The sequence below is a fragment of the Paucihalobacter sp. genome (assembly GCF_036825875.1).
Classification (GTDB): domain Bacteria; phylum Bacteroidota; class Bacteroidia; order Flavobacteriales; family Flavobacteriaceae; genus Paucihalobacter.
Map to the genome: position 1 here is coordinate 78,168 of NZ_DAISXK010000008.1, position 17,108 is coordinate 95,275.

19 protein-coding genes are annotated in these 17,108 nt (G+C 34.4%); 11 read left to right on the forward strand and 8 right to left on the reverse strand.

The window, feature by feature from the left end; genetic code table 11:
* Positions 1-7 precede the first annotated feature (7 nt).
* The 4 genes from V7Z48_RS04090 to V7Z48_RS04105 all read right to left on the reverse strand — a co-directional run bounded on the left by V7Z48_RS04090 (position 8) and on the right by V7Z48_RS04105 (position 3,736).
* The gene (locus tag V7Z48_RS04090; protein ID WP_334112122.1) at positions 8-1,060 is read right to left on the reverse strand and encodes a response regulator; all 1,053 of its coding nucleotides are present in this window, start codon (positions 1,058-1,060) and stop codon (positions 8-10) included.
* 48 nt (positions 1,061-1,108) lie between these two features.
* Positions 1,109-2,353: a PAS domain-containing sensor histidine kinase gene (locus V7Z48_RS04095; RefSeq protein WP_334112123.1), complete on the reverse strand. Its 1,245-nt coding sequence runs from the start codon at positions 2,351-2,353 to the stop codon at positions 1,109-1,111.
* A gap of 124 nt (positions 2,354-2,477) precedes the next feature.
* Positions 2,478-3,248 carry a patatin-like phospholipase family protein gene (locus V7Z48_RS04100; RefSeq protein ID WP_334112124.1) on the reverse strand — a complete coding sequence of 257 codons (771 nt, stop codon included), beginning with the start codon at positions 3,246-3,248 and terminating at the stop codon, positions 2,478-2,480.
* 89 nt (positions 3,249-3,337) lie between these two features.
* Positions 3,338-3,736: a hypothetical protein gene (locus V7Z48_RS04105; protein ID WP_334112125.1), complete on the reverse strand. Its 399-nt coding sequence runs from the start codon at positions 3,734-3,736 to the stop codon at positions 3,338-3,340.
* A 193-nt stretch (positions 3,737-3,929) separates the two neighbouring features.
* Here V7Z48_RS04105 and V7Z48_RS04110 point away from each other — a divergent pair, with 193 nt between their 5' ends.
* From V7Z48_RS04110 to V7Z48_RS04135, 6 genes are read left to right on the forward strand one after another with little or no spacing between them, the layout of a single operon-like run.
* A complete protein-coding gene (locus V7Z48_RS04110; RefSeq protein ID WP_334112126.1) occupies positions 3,930-4,316 on the forward strand; it encodes a hypothetical protein in 387 nt (128 codons plus the stop codon).
* 51 nt (positions 4,317-4,367) lie between these two features.
* The gene (locus tag V7Z48_RS04115; RefSeq protein ID WP_334112127.1) at positions 4,368-5,216 is read left to right on the forward strand and encodes a universal stress protein; all 849 of its coding nucleotides are present in this window, start codon (positions 4,368-4,370) and stop codon (positions 5,214-5,216) included.
* A 26-nt stretch (positions 5,217-5,242) separates the two neighbouring features.
* Entirely contained in the window at positions 5,243-6,088 is an 846-nt protein-coding gene (locus V7Z48_RS04120; protein WP_334112128.1) for a universal stress protein, read from the forward strand.
* A gap of 18 nt (positions 6,089-6,106) precedes the next feature.
* The gene (locus V7Z48_RS04125) at positions 6,107-6,955 is read left to right on the forward strand and encodes a universal stress protein (protein ID WP_334112129.1); all 849 of its coding nucleotides are present in this window, start codon (positions 6,107-6,109) and stop codon (positions 6,953-6,955) included.
* Between the two features lie 23 nt (positions 6,956-6,978).
* On the forward strand, positions 6,979-7,812 hold the full coding sequence (locus V7Z48_RS04130) for an ATP cone domain-containing protein (protein ID WP_334112130.1): 834 nt from the start codon (positions 6,979-6,981) through the stop codon (positions 7,810-7,812).
* Entirely contained in the window at positions 7,784-9,190 is a 1,407-nt protein-coding gene (locus V7Z48_RS04135) for an MBL fold metallo-hydrolase (RefSeq protein WP_334112131.1), read from the forward strand. Before V7Z48_RS04130 ends, V7Z48_RS04135 begins: the two co-directional genes overlap by 29 nt.
* A 214-nt stretch (positions 9,191-9,404) precedes the next feature.
* Here V7Z48_RS04135 and V7Z48_RS04140 read toward each other — a convergent pair whose 3' ends face one another.
* The 3 genes from V7Z48_RS04140 to V7Z48_RS04150 form a co-directional block, all read right to left on the reverse strand.
* The gene (locus V7Z48_RS04140) at positions 9,405-10,076 is read right to left on the reverse strand and encodes a hypothetical protein (protein WP_334112132.1); all 672 of its coding nucleotides are present in this window, start codon (positions 10,074-10,076) and stop codon (positions 9,405-9,407) included.
* 195 nt (positions 10,077-10,271) lie between these two features.
* Complete coding sequence (locus tag V7Z48_RS04145; RefSeq protein WP_334112133.1) at positions 10,272-10,598, reverse strand: hypothetical protein; 327 nt, start codon at positions 10,596-10,598, stop codon at positions 10,272-10,274.
* A 96-nt stretch (positions 10,599-10,694) separates the two neighbouring features.
* The gene (locus V7Z48_RS04150) at positions 10,695-11,834 is read right to left on the reverse strand and encodes a thioredoxin-like domain-containing protein (RefSeq protein WP_334112134.1); all 1,140 of its coding nucleotides are present in this window, start codon (positions 11,832-11,834) and stop codon (positions 10,695-10,697) included.
* A 292-nt stretch (positions 11,835-12,126) separates the two neighbouring features.
* Here V7Z48_RS04150 and V7Z48_RS04155 point away from each other — a divergent pair, with 292 nt between their 5' ends.
* From V7Z48_RS04155 to V7Z48_RS04175, 5 genes are all read left to right on the forward strand, one after another.
* Positions 12,127-12,576 (forward strand): Hsp20/alpha crystallin family protein, encoded by a 450-nt coding sequence (locus tag V7Z48_RS04155; protein ID WP_334112135.1) that lies wholly within the window; start codon positions 12,127-12,129, stop codon positions 12,574-12,576.
* 69 nt (positions 12,577-12,645) lie between these two features.
* Positions 12,646-13,095: a hypothetical protein gene (locus tag V7Z48_RS04160; protein ID WP_334112136.1), complete on the forward strand. Its 450-nt coding sequence runs from the start codon at positions 12,646-12,648 to the stop codon at positions 13,093-13,095.
* An 80-nt stretch (positions 13,096-13,175) separates the two neighbouring features.
* The gene (locus V7Z48_RS04165; protein WP_334112137.1) at positions 13,176-13,868 is read left to right on the forward strand and encodes a DUF4412 domain-containing protein; all 693 of its coding nucleotides are present in this window, start codon (positions 13,176-13,178) and stop codon (positions 13,866-13,868) included.
* Between the two features lie 62 nt (positions 13,869-13,930).
* Complete coding sequence (locus V7Z48_RS04170) at positions 13,931-14,329, forward strand: hypothetical protein (protein ID WP_334112138.1); 399 nt, start codon at positions 13,931-13,933, stop codon at positions 14,327-14,329.
* Between the two features lie 68 nt (positions 14,330-14,397).
* Positions 14,398-15,267 carry an HAEPLYID family protein gene (locus V7Z48_RS04175; protein ID WP_428849827.1) on the forward strand — a complete coding sequence of 290 codons (870 nt, stop codon included), beginning with the start codon at positions 14,398-14,400 and terminating at the stop codon, positions 15,265-15,267.
* A 48-nt stretch (positions 15,268-15,315) separates the two neighbouring features.
* Here V7Z48_RS04175 and nhaA read toward each other — a convergent pair whose 3' ends face one another.
* Complete coding sequence (gene nhaA / locus V7Z48_RS04180) at positions 15,316-16,662, reverse strand: Na+/H+ antiporter NhaA (RefSeq protein WP_334112139.1); 1,347 nt, start codon at positions 16,660-16,662, stop codon at positions 15,316-15,318.
* Between the last annotated feature and the right edge of the window lie 446 nt (positions 16,663-17,108).

Sequence of the window (17,108 nt, forward strand, 5' to 3'; positions counted from 1 at the left end):
TTAAAAATTACTCTATATTTTGAAGTCTTTCTAAATCAAGTATTTTTATATTTCTACCATCAATTTCAATAATACCTTCTTTTTTAAAACTCGAAATAGTTCTTATTAAAGTCTCGGTAGCGATTCCAGCAACACTGGCCAAATCGTTACGTGAAATCTTAATGGGTTCATTTGGTTTTTTGTTGAGTTTATCAGCAAATTTCAAAATGGTAGTAGCTGTTTTCTTCGTAACTGAACTGTAAGCCATTTCAAGAAGTTGTTCCTTAGCACCAGATAAATCGCTGGCCAACAGGTCTAAAAAATCCATTACCACATGATGATTGTCATTGAGTAAAGAAATGAGTTCTTGTTTTGAAACTCCAACTAATTCGGTATCTTCAATGGCTGTTGCAAAATTTTGATAGGGTTCATTAGTGTTAAAAGTGGTATATCCGAATAAATCATCTTCTTTATGGATTGAGGTAATCAACTCTTTACCATTTTCATCTAAACTATGTGCTTTTACTACACCTTTTCTTATAAGATAGACATAATTTGAATTTTGACCTTCTTCAAAAATTAAGTCACCTTTTTTATAGTTGGAAATTTCCCCATTATCATCAAAAAAATTCTTTAAATCTTCTAGGTTTCTTAATCCATCATGTTGATTAGTTGACTTTGAAGCAGCGTTGTTTTGGGTATCTTTAAGAATCGCAATCTTAGCCAATCTACTTTCGATGGCGCTAATCAATTCGTCTTCTGTAAATGGTTTTGTAATATAATCGTCCGCACCTAAATTCATGCCTTTTCTAATATCTTGGCGCTCCGTTTTGGCCGATAAAAAAATAAATGGAATGTGTTTGGTGCTATCATTTTTTGATAAACTCTCAATCACACCGTAGCCGTCTAATTCGGGCATCATGATGTCACAAACAATTAAATCTGGTTTGATGTCAATAGCGCGCTCTACTCCTATTTTCCCGTTAGACGCAGCGGTAACTATGTATCCAGAAAGTTCAATAAGCTCTTGGGTGTTTTCTCTGAGAACTGGATCGTCTTCTATTAAAAGTATGGTTTTCAAATGTATGATTTTAAGATTTAAATTGAAACGGTGCCTTACAAAGTTAAATTAATTTTTGAATACATTTGGAACAGTAAAGGTAAATGTAGACCCAATCTGTTCTGCACTCTGAAAAGAAATACTACCACCAAGATTTTCAATATGACTTTTTACAATATTTAATCCAATTCCAGTACCTTGAACATTTAACGCATTTTCAGCTCTAAAATATCTATTGAAAATATTTTTTTGCTCCTTTTCGGGGATACCGATACCGCGGTCTATAATGGTAAAACTAGTGTTTTCATTATCTTGTTTTATTACGATGTTGATATCAGTATTTTCTTTAGAATATTTAATAGCATTGTTTAATAAATTAGACAAGGCTAATTCAATAGTTTTTTCATCTTGGTATAGCGATAAATCTTCGATATCTTCGGGATAAATGATTACCTGACCTTCTTTTAAAAGCATGTTGGCATTATAGACAACTTCGTTGACAACTTTACTGACGATAAATTCGCTGCATTTGTATTGTATATTTCCAGTTTCAAATTTTTCAATAGACAAAAAATCATTGAGAATATTGTTTAAGTAATGCACTTTATTAGTTATGGTTTTTAAATGCTTATCTCTGTTTGATTGCTGCTCGGTTAGTTGGTATTTTGCCAGTAACATGGTGCTGGTTAAAATACCGCTCAAGGGGGTTTTAAACTCATGCGAAACTAAGGATAAAAAGCGTGTTTTGAGCTCGTTTAATTCCTTTTCTTTTTTGAGCGCTACTTTGGTTTTTTGTTCGGCTTTAATTCGTTTCAGATTTTCTGCCTCCAAGGCTGTGTTTAGTTCTTTTAAAGCATTAACCGACTCGCTTAACTCCGACGTTCTCGCTTTCACCTTTTCTTCCAAATGAGCATTTAATTCAAGAATTTTTTCTTCTTGTTCTTTTCTTAAACTTATATCAATTACAATGGCCATTACGTAACGTTCGTTTTCAAATTCAAACGGATTTAACCCCGCCTCAACAGGAAATTTGCCGCCGTCTTTATGTTGCCCGTAGATATCTCTACCAATACCCATACGACGCTTTTCGTTTTTTTCCATAAACCCAGAAACGTGCGCGCTGTGCGAGTGATGATAATTTTGAGGAATTAGAATTGATAAATCCTTATTGATTAATTCACCTTGATTATAACCAAACATTACATCAGCCGACTTATTGGTAGCAATAATTACCTGACTAGAATTCACAACTACTACACCTTCTGAAACAGCTTCGAATAGCATTTGGAATATGGGCTCGTTGTTTTGTAACATGGATATTTAATAAAATTTATGAAACGTAAATTTAGAGAATTTATAACGGATTACACTATTAACCTAGTGGTTATTCCATAGAGGCTTAACTAACTGTTTTACAGAAAACAATGCTGAACAAAAGTTAGGATTTTAATTCCGAGATTACCTCCTCTGTTAGAAGTTCTATTGCCTTATTATATCCGTGATTAAATATTTCATCTACTTTACTACTGTCGAAAATTCCGTAGTTATTTAGTTGATCTGGACATACAACGAGATTAAAAAACTTAAACTTAAGAAAATCCTCTTTTGCAGATTTAATGCGGTAAGCACGTTCTAAAATACTGTAAGAATGTTTTAAATCTTTAATACCCATTTCAGTAAATGGATTAACGTACACACCAATTAATTTATCGCATTTATGCTTTATAGCATCAACAGGAAAGTTATCTAAAACACCGCCATCAACATAGTGTTTGCTATTAATTTCAACGGGGGTATAAACACCTGGAAATGCTGCCGAAGCCAGAATTGGCTTTATTAACTGTCCTTTGCTGAACGTTTTATTGTTTCCGTTAATAATATTGGTGGCATTAATAAAAAGCGGAATTTTAAGTTGTTCAAAATCATCATCTGTAAAAACAGTTTTTAAAACGTCATAATATTTGTCGATATCTATAAACCCAGGCTTACCAAAAGCGAACTTTTTGTAATCCATCACGTTTACCGATTTGAAAAATTTAAACATCTCATCCCATTGTAAGCCTTTGGCAAACAATGCACCAACTATGGCGCCAGCACTCACACCAGAAACATGGCTTATGCGTATGTTGTTTTCTTGAAGGGCTTTAATGACGCCTACATGAGCAGCGCCACGCATGCCACCACCCGATAATACCAATCCTATACTCATGATGATTTGATGAAAATTAGGTTATAGAAATACTATACGTGGTAAAATTACTAATGTTATTTTAAAGCGCAAATAAAACGTTTTAGCTTTTAATGCTCTTTAAATAAAACGCTTAATTTGGCTAATAGCATTAACTCCGATTTGTTTTTTCCTGAAAAACTATTGGCTATTGCTTCGGCCGTATCTAAAATTAATTTTTTTACGGGTGCTGTAAATACACTGTTGTGTGTTTTGTAATAGTCTTCAAACTTGTTGTAACACGCTTTAGCCGCTTGCTCATTATCATTTAACCAATCAAAAACTATTTCTATTTGATGAGCTGCATCACTTCCGTATATATCATTGGTTTCGTCTAAAGGCAACCAATGTTGCTTTACCAATTTCTTTAAAGTCTCAACTTCTGCCTCTGCGACGTTTTTATCAACAGCTGCAACGGCATAAAAAAGATAACCAATCTGTTTATAAGTATTTGTATGTAAAGGTTTCATATCATTAATATTTTTGAGTTAAACTTCATTTGCAACCATATTAAAACCTTTTAAAAGTAAAAAATTTCTATTTAAATTAAATGACAAATATCAGTCTGCAATTATTGAAACATGAGCAAGGTCATAGTAGTTTTAAAGGTTTATCCGTAACTTCATACCTGAATTAAGCAAAATAACCACTAAATCAAACATCATGGAAACTTTGTTAATACTTACGAAATTTTGGGGTTGGTATCTTCTTATTTTCTTCGCGCTTTTAAGTTTAAAACCCTTGCGCATCAAACAAATATTTCAAGATTTAAAGGATGAGAAATTCCGATTTACAGTCTCATTTCTTGCGATTATTATTGGTCTTATCAATATTTTATTATACAATATCTGGGAGCCTAGTTGGTCGTTTTTAATAACCGCTTTCGGATGGATCGCACTATTTATTGGTTTAGCGTTGTTCATAATACCACAATCCACCGTAAAACTATTAATAAAACTAAACGTAAAGTTTGTTCAAGTCGTTTACACACTTTTATTTTTAATCGGAATTTATCTGTTGAATATGGCCTATCAAGTAGTCCCATATTAATAAATAAATTATAGAACAATTAAAGTTTACATCGTATCAAAATATAGAATCATGAGAAAAATATTAATTCCTACCGACTTTTCTAAACCAGCTTTCAATGCGATTAAATACGCCCTTGAACTTTTTAAATACGATAAAAGCGAAGTCTATTTTATAAATGCTTTTGAGGAAGATATCTACAAAGATAAGGAGCTGCTAAAAAGTGATAGTTTGTCTAATGTATTAGAAATGATGCGTCAAAAATCAAGCGAAAAATTAAGCGCTTTAATTGAAGAAGTTAAGTACATTTGGCCAAACCCACGCCATACCTACCACCAGGTTGCAAGTCAACACGGACTTATAGACGGCATTGATATTTTAGTTGATACAGTCAATATCGATATCATCGTAATGGGTACCAAAGGTGTCACCGACAAAAAATCAACGTTATTTGGCAGCAATACCATTCAAGTTTTGCGTTATGTTGCTAGTCCAGTGTTGGCTATTCCAGCCAATTATGATTACACCCAACCAAAGAAAATTGTATTTGCAACCAACTATCTCATTCCTTATAAACGACGAGAATTAAAACTTTTATGCGAAATGGCTGCACCATACCGAGCTGAAGTTGATATGATTTATGTATCAAAATCCAAACAGCTTTCTGTAAGACAGGAAGTGAACCGACAATTTATTGAAGACACCTTGAGTAAAAATGAAACAAAATTTGTTCATGTTCTTCACAAAAGTGTGGTTGAAGGTATCAACGATTATTGTTCACAACACAAGGCCGATATGCTGGTTATGGTAAACAGCCGGCATAGCTTTTTAGAAGATATCTTATACGCTTCTACCATTGATGCGGTAGCACTCGATATGCAAATTCCATTTTTGGCCATGCAAAACATGCGCCGAGATTAAAATAAATAATTTTAAATAGAAACACCATGAAACACATACTTTTACCCACCGATTTTTCTGAAAATGCATGGAACGCTATAAGCTATGCCGCTCAGATTTTTAAAAACGACGTATGTACATTTCACCTGCTACATACCTATACACCCGTGATTTATCAAACTGAATTTGTAATGATGAACACCAGTCAGCTGGAACTAAGCGACATTATTAGAGAAACTGCCGAAAAAAATCTCGAAAAGGTGAAACAAAAATTGCTCAATACCTTTCCAAACAAAAATCATGAGGTAATAAGTATTTTGGCATTCAACACCTTAATCAATGAAATTAAAGAACAAGCAGAAAAACTCAAAATCGATTATATAGTAATGGGTACTAAAGGCGCTACTGGAGCTTCCGAAATTGTATTCGGAACCAACACCGTCCACACGCTTAACAATGCCAAATGCCCTTTAATTGCCGTGCCAGAGAATTTTAAAGCCATTCCTCCTAAATCAGTGTTGTTCCCGTCAGATTATGGGGTTGATTTTAAAGACAAACACATCAATCCAATTAAGGATATCGTTAAGGCTAATAAATCAATGCTCAATATTTTACACGTATCCTTTGGTTATGAATTGTCTTACAAAAATCTTCAACGCAAAAATGTACTTGAAACAATGCTTAGTGACACCAACTTCAAATTTCACGATCATAGCGACGAAAGTCTTGAAAATGCAATAAATATTTTTATTAAAAAGATGGACATCGATTTACTGGTGCTCATTAACAATAAAAAGTCCTTTTTTGAGAATTTATTCTTTAGACCCTTCGTTAACAAAATCGGACTCCATTTGGAAATTCCGCTGCTGGTGATACCTTCATTTAAAAACTAATCCTTTCAGCTTAAAGTTATGATTACCAATATTCTCATCCCGACAGATTTTTCCAGAAACGCATGGCAGGCTGTTCAGTATGCTTTGGTATTGTTCAAAAATCACCATTGTAACATACATCTAGTTAATGCTTTTGAGTTTTCAGACGGTATGAGTTTTTTTGTCAATCCAGAGCCAGGTGACGAAGAATACGAAACAGCCAAATCTGAGGCGGAGGATAATCTAGCAAAGGCTTTAGATATGATGGCTTTAAAACCTGTCAATCAAAAAATGCATAATGTGACTTGTGAAGCTATTTGTGGCGAACCTTTAAAGGTGATAAAAGATTACGTAAGCAAACACCCTATCGATCTTTTAATTATGGGCACTCAAGGAACTTCAAATACAAGCGAAGCGGTTTACGGAAGTGTAGCAGTTAATGTTATGGAAAAAATGCGCGAATGTCCTGTTATAGTGATACCATTGGCAGCTGAGATTCAACAACCAGCGGAAATCGTATTTCCTTCTAAATTTAAATCGCAATTTTCTGATGACAATTTGAGTGTTCTTAAGTTTTTGTCGAAAAGATGCAATGCTGAAATCAAAGTACTACATATTTTTAAAGATGGCGATAGTAAACTTTCAGAAGATCAAATTAAGATTAAAACCAACTTATTAGACTTACTAAACGATTGCAAAATAAGCTATAAACAACTCCACCATCAAGAGGTTTTAAATGGTATCAATTGTTTTACTGAAAGTAGGGAAAGTGATATGTTGTGTTTTCTCAATAAAAAACATGCCTTCTTTGGAAGTATTCTAAGTAGACCTTTAGTCAATCAAATTACATTTTATACACATGTGCCAATTTTAGTGCTGCATGAGTAATAATTAGTTTAAAATCAACAACTATGGCGAAATCAAACGTTGAAATTACGAAGTATTCCGGTGATGTGGTACCGTTTTCTAAAGAACGACTTATTGAATCTTTAAAACGTTCCGATGCCGACGAAGCTACTATTAATGAAGTTGCTACTAAAGTAGAAAAGGAACTCTATCACGGCATTTCTACCAAGGAAATATACAACCGTGCCTTTGCCATGCTAAAAGCAAAAAAAAGCTATTTCGCTTCTAAGTATAAACTTAAAAAAGCTATTTTCGAACTTGGTCCGACTGGCTTTCCTTTTGAACATTTTATAAGCGCCGTATTAACCCAAAGTGGCTATAATTGCAAGGTTGGCGAACTTCTACAAGGTAAATGTGTACAACACGAAGTTGATGTTGTAGCTGTTAAAAACAACCATACCATACTTGCAGAATGCAAATTTAAAAGTGAAGTTGGCGGTAGCTGCGACGTTAAAATCCCTTTATACATTCAGGCGCGTTATCAGGATATTAAGGCTCGCTGGGACTTTAAAGAGCGTCATTTAGAACCAGCGTGGATTGTTACCAATGCACGATTCACAAAAGATGCGCACGACTATGCCGCTTGTGAAGGCATTTATCTTTTAAGTTGGGATTTCCCTTATGGCAATGCACTTCGTGATCGGATAGATGCATTGAGTTTATATCCTATAACGGTTTCTACCTTATTAACCCAAAGGGAAAAACAGTTTTTGCTGAGTAGAAATGTGGTGCTGTGCAAAGACCTGATAAATGATAAATTTTATTTAGATCATTTAGGCATTTCAGAATCTCGAAAACAAAAAATATTAAATGAAATTAAACTATTGTGCCATGTCTAATTTCAAAGAAATTGCTTCAATATCAGTTCAGTTTTTAGGCGCTGCCAGCACTGTTACTGGCTCAAAGTTTTTAGTGGAAACACCTGATGCCAAATTATTAATAGACTGCGGCATGTTTCAAGGTTTAAAAGAACTGCGTTTGAAAAACTGGGAACCACTACCCTTAGATGTCTCTGACATTGATATGGTTTTGCTTACCCATGGCCATTTAGACCATGTAGGCCACCTGCCACGATTGGTAAAACAAGGATTTAATGGCAGGATTGTAGGATCGCTACCAACGGTAGCCATTGCCGAAATTATTTTGTTAGACAGTGCTAAAATACACGAAGAAGAAGCCGAAAAAGCCAATAAAGAACACTATAGCAAACACGAGCCAGCCTTGCCATTTTATACCGTCAAAGAAGCAGAGACAACCGTAAAACGGTTTAATCATGTTCCGGTAGACAAATGGATTCCCATTACCGATACCATCAATTTTAGACTGCAGTACAACGGACATATTTTAGGAGCAACTTTTATAGAACTGCAAATCCAGGATCAAATTCTTGTGTTTTCAGGTGATATAGGTAGGAATAACGATTTGTTACTAGACAATCCAAAAAAACCTGCCAAAGCCGATTTCCTATTTATAGAAAGCACTTATGGCAATAAACTGCACCCCAAAACTGATGTTGAACAGTTGCTTGTGGATCTTGTTAAAGAAACAATACACAACCGAGGCATCTTAATTATACCAAGTTTTGCGGTAGAGCGCTTGCAATCGCTTATGTATTTATTTTGGCAAATGTTCAAAGCCAACAAGATACCGAATATTCCTATTTATATCGATAGTCCCATGGGGCATAATGTGTTGAAACTATTTAGGCAGTACCCACAATGGCATAAAATTGATGATATTTCGTTTAAAGCCATGTGTAAACATTTTAATATTATTACTTCTTATAAAGACACTTGGACTACCATCGATAATCCACAACCAAAAATTGTAATTGCAGGCAGTGGCATGGTTACTGGCGGTCGTGTACTCACCTATTTACAGCAACACATTGATCGTGATAACACTACGATTTTACTCGTGGGATACCAAGCAGAAGGCACCCGTGGCCGTCAATTATTAGAAGGTGCACACGATCTTAAAATCTTCGGGAAATATTACAGCGTAAAAGCAAAAATAGTACACCTTGAAAGCCTTTCAGCGCACGCCGATCAGCAAGAGCTCATCGACTGGATGGCTGAAATAGAAAGCCCACCGAAAGAAGTATTTCTAATCCACGGCGAACCCAATTCTTTAGATGCTTTCAGAGTAAAAATAGAATCGACATATAACTATAAAGTAACCATTCCAAAATTAGGTGAAACCGTCGTTTTGAATTAGAATTAAAAACATCTGTCATTATGATTGTGACTATCGAAAAATATGGCAATCATTTAGGATATGAAAAGAACCATACCGCAAAACGCTCAGATTTTCTATATTTTACTTCAATCGAAGAACTCTTTAGTCTATTCTATTTTTTATAACGTTAGAGTAAAGCTGATGCGGTTATTCAGTTTATGACTTAACAATATTTTTAGCCAAAATCACAGGATTAATCGAGTAGGTTTATTGTGTTATTTTTCCAATCGGTTATCACAAATTTGTCAATGACTCTGGCATCTATACCAATAACATAACATAATCTTGAACAGTATTCTTTACGGAAAATTTCGTAAAAATCTCTATTGATTGGTGCTTCCGAATCAATGTGAGTTCCGCGATCCAACTTCTTGAAATTTGAAACTACATGAAAAATGTTTACATCGTTACCAAAAGTGTTCACCATATCAAAATATGGATCCGTTGAAATGCTGTCGCCACCACAACCACATGAATTAGCAATTATTGTTTTCTTGTTTATTATATCTAATTTTCTGATGGTATCCCCTAAAATAGAAACAGCCTTGAAATCAGGCGCAATCATACCGACCTGGGTGCCTTTAATAGTATTAAATGCTTTTTCTTTAACCAAAATAATTGAATCTCCTAGTTTAGAAATACTTTCGATTTTATAATATTGTTCGTTTAAATTGACATACGCTCCAATGGTCAATAAGTCTTTTATCAATAAGGTGTCTTTTTTTACGCCAGCATCATTCAATAAAGCGACATCCGGATAGAATCCATAAGAAAAACTAAGTGGATTTCGAGATTCAGAAACTCCTATTTCATAATCTTTATCGCCTAATCTAAATGATACTGTTAAATATTCTCTTTTACCCAATAAAAATCGGCAATTAAAAGACCCAATAGCAAGCCAAGAACTATCTTTTATTATTTTTTCACCATTAAAAATTGTGTATTCACAAGGAATCAATTCTTCTCCCCGTTTCCAATCAATTTCTTTGAGGTTTCTTATAGAATCATCGGCTAAGTTTTTATTATTGTTTTCGTCAATTATAAATATTGGAATGCCATCCTACCTGCCAATAATAAGTTCAACAAAATGATCTTTTTTTGCATAGTCAACCCGTAACTGAAATCGCTTGATACTATCAATATGCTGCGGAAATAAAACTTTATTATTGAAATTATCGGTGGTGTCTTTAAACTCAAGCATTCCATACCCTAGTTCAAATAAGCCTTTCCCTTTTTGTTTAGTTGTATTTAAAAAAATGGTGTCATTTCCATCTAGAAATTGTGTTGGGAACAATTCTCGGTTTTCAAAACTTGAAGACAAAAGGCAAATGGTAAGAATTGCATAAACAACCCTGAATTTTTTGTTAATTAAAATATTAATAATCATAAGCTCAAATTGAAGATTGTTTTGTTTTTTAATTATTATCCTTTTTTTTAAAATAAAAAAAATTAATACATTTCTTTTAATAACTTTCTATCAACGTTAATTTAATAAATGAGCTTCGAGCATGTTAGCTAACTTTCCCTTATTATAGCCAACTAATCTATCTATTATACGTCCGTCTTTATCAATAAGTAAAAAAGTGGGTGTTGCCATAAAATTATAAGAAAAAGCTGTTTTACTATTTCGGCCTTCACCATCCCAAAGACTTGTCCATAAATTGCCATCTCGCTCGACAGATATTTTCCAATCATTTTCTTGAGCGTCTGCTGAGAAACTAACAATATTTAAATTATTTTTATACTTGTTATGAATCATTATTAATTCGTTTGATGCTTCTATACAAAATCCGCAATGCGCAGAGGTATAATTAATTAATATATATTTATCAGACAATCCCAGATTGGAGAGCGAAGCGCTATTATTTAATTGATCTAAGGCTTGAAAATCCAAGTACTGATCACCTATTTCTATCTGGTTTGACTCAAGATAGTTTTTAATTACTTGTCCAAATCTACTAAGTTTAAGTTCTTTATTATAAGTATCATAGATAACCTTAACGGAATCTTTTGGCATAATGTTTTTATAATAATACAATTTTAAAATACTGGCATATGTTTGGTTGTTTTTGATATAATCTAATGTTTTAAGTTCAATGAGGCTGTCAATGGCTTGTACACTTTTTAAATAACTACTTTTTATTGTTTCTTGTTCTGCAAAAGGTAATTCAATAAAGTTAAATATCAACGAATCTCTTTTTTGATCTAATGATTTAGTTAAACTTAATGCTTTTCGATAAGTGCTATCAATAGGAGAACCGCAGGTACGCACATTCCAAGGGAAATCACTCAAATGTGCTTTAATAGTTAAATGTTCGTTTTTAATTAATAAAGTGGTATAAATTAATTTATTGTCAATCGTGGTTTGTAAAGAAAAATATGCTGGTTCATCTTTAATCTTTCCTTGCATTTTAAATTTATGATCCTTTATAACAGCACTGTCAACAATCGCGTCATCAATATCCACTAAATAAAATTTCGTGTCGTCATCAAAACCAAATAGTTCAGCTTTAATTTCATAATTAGACCTTAGATTTTCATCTATAATTTCGTGGCTAGGATTAACACACTTGCATAAAATGAGCAACAAACTAAAACCAATAACATATCTATTGAATATCATATTATAATTTTAACAATGGTCAATTTGAACAATTTGGTTTATGTTTTTGCTAAGTTAAAGTTAAGTTTCAAATCATAATAAATTTATCACCAAACATGCAACTCATCCGAACGCATCATCCAAATTCCAACTCCGACGTGCACTTCCCTATTCTCTCTTCTCTATTTTCTATTTTCTATTTTCTATTTTCAGAATTTCAACCACCAAACCTGATAATTATCATAGTTTTCAAACTTAAAATTAGGTAAATTCATAGCGATTTTAAAAGGAAGTTTAATTTAAAACTTTAACAATGTCACTGATTAAATTTAACAACAAAAACCGATTATTCCCTTGGAATAATGCGAGCTTAAAGGATTTTTTAAGCACCGATGCGTTCTTTAATGACGACTTTTTATCCGAAGATGGGCTGATGCCTGCAATGAATGTGAAAGAACATGAAAACGATTTTGAAATTGAGTTTGCAGCACCTGGTTTTTCTAAGGAAGATTTTGAAGTGAGTATTGAAGACAATGTACTTCATGTTGTTGGTGAAAAAAAACAAGAACACGAAGACAAAGACAACAATTACATGCGCAGAGAATTTAATTACACCGTTTTCAAACGTTCTATGACCTTACCGCAAACAGCGGATTTAGAAGCCGAAGTAAAAGCTGGTTACAAAAAGGGTATCTTAAACCTGCGCATTGGTAAATTAAAAACCACCAAAATGACCCCTAAAAAGGTAATTGAGGTGATGTAGATTTGCTGACCAAAACAAGGCAGCTTCGAGGGAGTTGCCTTGTTTTTACCACTTTAAAAATTAAACATCATGACTCCCACAAATTATTATCCCAAGCTTATGAAATGGCTAAGTGCCGACGATTTAAATAGCATCAATAAAAATTGGCTGTCTGAATTGCAATTCATAAAAGACGAACAACGCTTTTTTAATCAATTACTCGTAGATAATAGCGCTCAAATGACGGCGGCGAGTAACTATTCAAAAAGTAAAGAACTCCTTGAAAAATTAGCTAAAAGTGCTACCAAAACACTGCACCTAATTACTATTGTTGAAAAACACCTTAAAGATTTAATCATTTTAGTTGATGGCAAAGACCAATTAGAAGCGGAAAATGATTTTAAACGTGTTCAAACCAAATTAGATGATGACATTACCGATCATGTGGTGCAATACAAAGCCTTGAAAAAAGAATTATTTAAGCATACGATGAAGGTATGTAAGTCCAATAAAACCGACGAGAATACAATTCTAAATTAATCAACAATTCATTCATCAAAACACCCAAATGTTAACCTTAAAATGGTAACTTTGGGTGTTTTAACTTTTAATACAACACTATGATATTTAAGAATTTTATTTTAAGCATTTTTATGGCTGTTGGCTTTTTAAGCTTTAGTCAGCAAACCTTTTCTGGTACTCAGGTAATTACCTATTCTTATGAAGGCGAAGGCGCCGATATGATGGCGCAGTACATGCCACAGGGTATGATTTCTTACTACGGCAAGGACAAAAGCGCTGTCGATTTTAAGGGTGCTGCTATGGAAGCCATGATGAATCGCGTAGTTACCACTCCAACCGAAAGTTTTGCAGTGAACGACTCTAAAAAGCATATTTATACCTTAGATAAAGAATTAGTGGATTCCAACCAACCAGAAATGGAAAATCTGGATGTAACTAAAGTAGACGGCGAAACCAAAGATATTTTAGGCTACAACTGTGAAAAATATGTGGTAACCATGAATCAAATGGGTATTGAGCTCTCTATGGTTATGTGGGTTACCAACAAATATGCCTTACCTGAATACGAGGTGCCATTTAGCCAAGACGCTTCATTTGAAGTTCTTAAAAAAGCAAACATAAAAGGTTTGGTGTTGCGTTTAGAATCTGACATCCCCGTTCCAGGAGCTAGCATAAAAATGATTATGGAAACTACCATACTAGACACAACACCTGTGGCCGAAAGTATTTTTGAAAAACCAGCTGGTTATGAAAAAAAGAAATTTGCCGATATGCAACTTGGTGGCTACTAAACCAATGTTAACAAATTTTAAAAAAGACCTTTTCTCTAAGGTCTTTTTTTATATTTGCAATCGTGAAACCAAATCGCAAACATAAATACCTTAAGTTTTTAAGTGCCTTTATGGGCCTATATATGCTGAATATAAGCGTAGACGTACCCAATTATTTTGTAAATATTCCAGATACCCCCGTTAGCTTTAACCTGCAAGAAAGTATTATAGAAATCATTGTAGAAAAAGTATTGGGTTTTGAAAATGCCATTCCGGAAACCCGTGACAGTGATGCCGATTCCAAAAGTCGAGTTAAGTCAAGTTTCACAGTTGATAGCTTTGTGCTTGCACTGGAACTCAAAACAAATAATAACTACTTAGACTTTTCTAAAAAGTCTCAATTTAATTACAAACACAACCAATTTTCCGAACCTCCGAGTACGGTAGACGCGCCTCCGCCCGAGTTGATATACATTCTTTAAGTTTTTTTTGCGCACTGGCTCATGCCAAGCTGCGCTATATCAGAATGTATAATTTTTAATGTAATTTTATGAAAACACCTATCACACTTGTGTGCTGTATTGCTATGGCATGCTTTTATAACATGAATTTATTCGCTCAAACCGAAACCGAATTAACCAAAGAAACCAAAGACAGTCTTTATATTGCCGAAGTAGAAGAAGTAAAAGCAAGACCCAAAGTATTGCATGCCGAACCCTTATATATCGACCTCATTAGAGATTTAGGTGCCAGAAAAGGCGAAAAGGAATGGAATGTTGGGATTGGCATTACCGACAAACGCGAATTTGACGAATACATCGCTTTAGTTGAATATGAATGGGCACCTATTGACCGATTAGGATTAGAAGTAGAACTACCCTTTTCATTTTTCGATCCTACCGAAAATGGCGTGAACGCACCTTCTAGCAAACTACAAAGTTTAAAACTGGCAGCCCAATACACATTTTTAGTTTCTGAAAAACACAAAACATCTTTAGCCGTTGGGTATCTACATGAGTTTGAGCTCACCGACTTTAAAAGTTATAGTAGTAGCCGTTTGTATAGTGGTAATATTTATAACCCGTTTTTTATTGCTGCTAAACGCTGGGGTAACAATTTTCACACCTTAATCTACACTGGACCACAGTTCATTCAACACTTTAATTCTAATAGCAGTGAAACCATCTGGCAATTCAACACCAATTTTCATTATATGATTAGCGGTACCAGAAATTTTCTGGGCGTGGAGTTTAACAAAGAATACAATAACAACGGCGATTTTGACATGGTTATGCGCCCACAAATGCGTGTTGGCGTTACCGATAATTTATTAATTGGTATTGTAACCGGTATCCCAATAGCTAGAGAAAACGAGCGCTTTAGTACCTTTTTAAGGATAATTTATGAACCCGGTCATTAATAATATATGGGTATCCGATTTAGTAGCATTAAAGCGCACAAATAATTATTATGGTTGTTTTTTAGGTTTAATCTTACCATTACCTATTATTTTTAAATATAGATAACCAGCTATACCAGCAATAAAGGACGCAGCTAGAATTCCTATTTTAGCTTGGGTGTGATACATGTCGCTTTCAAAAGCCAATTCGGTAATAAAAAGTGACATGGTAAAACCTATAGATGCCAAAATACCCACCCCTAAAATATGTTTTAAATTAACACCTTCTGGCAAGGCGCAGAGTTTAAACAATAGTGTCAATCGCACAAAAAGGTAAATACCGGTGATTTTCCCGACGATTAAACCGAGTGCGACGCCTAATGTTATCGGACTCAAAAAATAGCTGAAGGCTTCAACATCGATCGTTACGCCTGCATTGGCAAAGGCAAATATGGGCAGCACTACAAAACTCACAAAAGGATGCAGTGCATGCTCAAGCCTTTGCAACGGTGGCGTGGCATCTTCGGTGAGCATTGAAAATTTTTCTATGTTTTCCGAAATTTTATCGAAGTCTTCGTGAGGGTCATTCATAGATTTTTGCTTTAAACGCTTTATTTTAAAGGTGAGTTGTCGCACTTTTCTCAAAAATAACGAAGTGTTTACCCTTTTATTAGTTGGTATAGTAAAAGCCGCCAAAACAGCCGCAATAGTAGCATGAACACCCGACAATAAAACGGCCAGCCACAAACCACCAATACCCATAATGGCATAAAACAAGGTGTTTCTAATACCTAATTTATTAGCTGTAAATAGTATGAGCAAAAAGAAAACACCTGTAGCCAGATTGTTCATAGATATTTCTGAAGTATAAAATAGTGCAATTACCAACACAGCACCCAAATCGTCAACGATGGCAACGGCGGTTAAAAATATTTTAAGAGATAAGGGAACTTTGTCTCCCAATAAATACAAAATACCCAATGCAAAAGCAATATCGGTGGCCATAGGAATACCCCAACCAGAAACGGCATCGGTTCCCTGGGTAAATGCATAATAAACCAAGGCGGGAAATAACATGCCGCCAATAGCGGCGGCTACAGGTAAAAGCGCACTTTTAAAACTCGCCAACTCTCCGTGCATTAACTCGCGCTTTAATTCTAAGCCTACTAAAAAGAAAAACATAGACATGAGTCCGTCGTTAATCCAATGCAACAAACTTTTCTTGATGACAAAATCTTCAATACCGATATAGATGTATCGGCTCCAAAAGTTGTGGTAGGTATCGGATAAAGCAGAATTCGCGAAAATCATGGCCAATACCGCCGAAAATATCAGTAACAATCCAACCGAGGTCTTCTTTTCAATAAAATTTTTGATGGGTAATAACAGAAGGATTTCTAAATTTGATTTTCGCATCTAAATTCGATTTCTCTTAACAATAAAAATAATCATTTTATCGCAGTAAATTACAACTAACTGAGGGATTTCAGCAAGTAAGATGTTGAAGTCGGAGGTCAGATGACTGAAAACAGGTAACTAAAAACGTATGCTCTTTTTACTAATTGTCCGCTTGATGGTTCGATTTGCGGCGTAAAATTGACCAAATAAAAGCTAAGAAACGAAAATTCTTAGATGGATCACCGACAACAGCAGTCTCATATCGGAAACCTAATATCAAGTTATCTTTAAATGAATTGTCCCCTTGAGGGTCCCGATAGCTATGGGGATTAGGGGTGTAAACCTACAAAACAATCATAAATACAACAACATAAAATAGAAAATCATGAATAATAAAATGAACAGAACAAGATTAACACGCCAAGTCTATCATCTAAAAAACAAATGCGTCATAACATATCCAT

Coding starts and splice junctions, on each gene's coding strand:
- V7Z48_RS04095 (WP_334112123.1), bottom strand. CDS start 2,353: ATGTTACAAAACAACGAGCCCATATTCCAAATGCTATTCGAAGCTGTT.
- V7Z48_RS04155 (WP_334112135.1), top strand. CDS start 12,127: ATGTCACTGATTAAATTTAACAACAAAAACCGATTATTCCCTTGGAAT.
- V7Z48_RS04100 (WP_334112124.1), bottom strand. CDS start 3,248: ATGAGTATAGGATTGGTATTATCGGGTGGTGGCATGCGTGGCGCTGCT.
- V7Z48_RS04120 (WP_334112128.1), top strand. CDS start 5,243: ATGAAACACATACTTTTACCCACCGATTTTTCTGAAAATGCATGGAAC.
- V7Z48_RS04105 (WP_334112125.1), bottom strand. CDS start 3,736: ATGAAACCTTTACATACAAATACTTATAAACAGATTGGTTATCTTTTT.
- nhaA (WP_334112139.1), bottom strand. CDS start 16,662: ATGCGAAAATCAAATTTAGAAATCCTTCTGTTATTACCCATCAAAAAT.
- V7Z48_RS04130 (WP_334112130.1), top strand. CDS start 6,979: ATGGCGAAATCAAACGTTGAAATTACGAAGTATTCCGGTGATGTGGTA.
- V7Z48_RS04150 (WP_334112134.1), bottom strand. CDS start 11,834: ATGATATTCAATAGATATGTTATTGGTTTTAGTTTGTTGCTCATTTTA.
- V7Z48_RS04115 (WP_334112127.1), top strand. CDS start 4,368: ATGAGAAAAATATTAATTCCTACCGACTTTTCTAAACCAGCTTTCAAT.
- V7Z48_RS04165 (WP_334112137.1), top strand. CDS start 13,176: ATGATATTTAAGAATTTTATTTTAAGCATTTTTATGGCTGTTGGCTTT.
- V7Z48_RS04125 (WP_334112129.1), top strand. CDS start 6,107: ATGATTACCAATATTCTCATCCCGACAGATTTTTCCAGAAACGCATGG.
- V7Z48_RS04145 (WP_334112133.1), bottom strand. CDS start 10,598: ATGATTATTAATATTTTAATTAACAAAAAATTCAGGGTTGTTTATGCA.
- V7Z48_RS04135 (WP_334112131.1), top strand. CDS start 7,784: ATGAAATTAAACTATTGTGCCATGTCTAATTTCAAAGAAATTGCTTCA.
- V7Z48_RS04160 (WP_334112136.1), top strand. CDS start 12,646: ATGACTCCCACAAATTATTATCCCAAGCTTATGAAATGGCTAAGTGCC.
- V7Z48_RS04175 (WP_428849827.1), top strand. CDS start 14,398: ATGAAAACACCTATCACACTTGTGTGCTGTATTGCTATGGCATGCTTT.
- V7Z48_RS04110 (WP_334112126.1), top strand. CDS start 3,930: ATGGAAACTTTGTTAATACTTACGAAATTTTGGGGTTGGTATCTTCTT.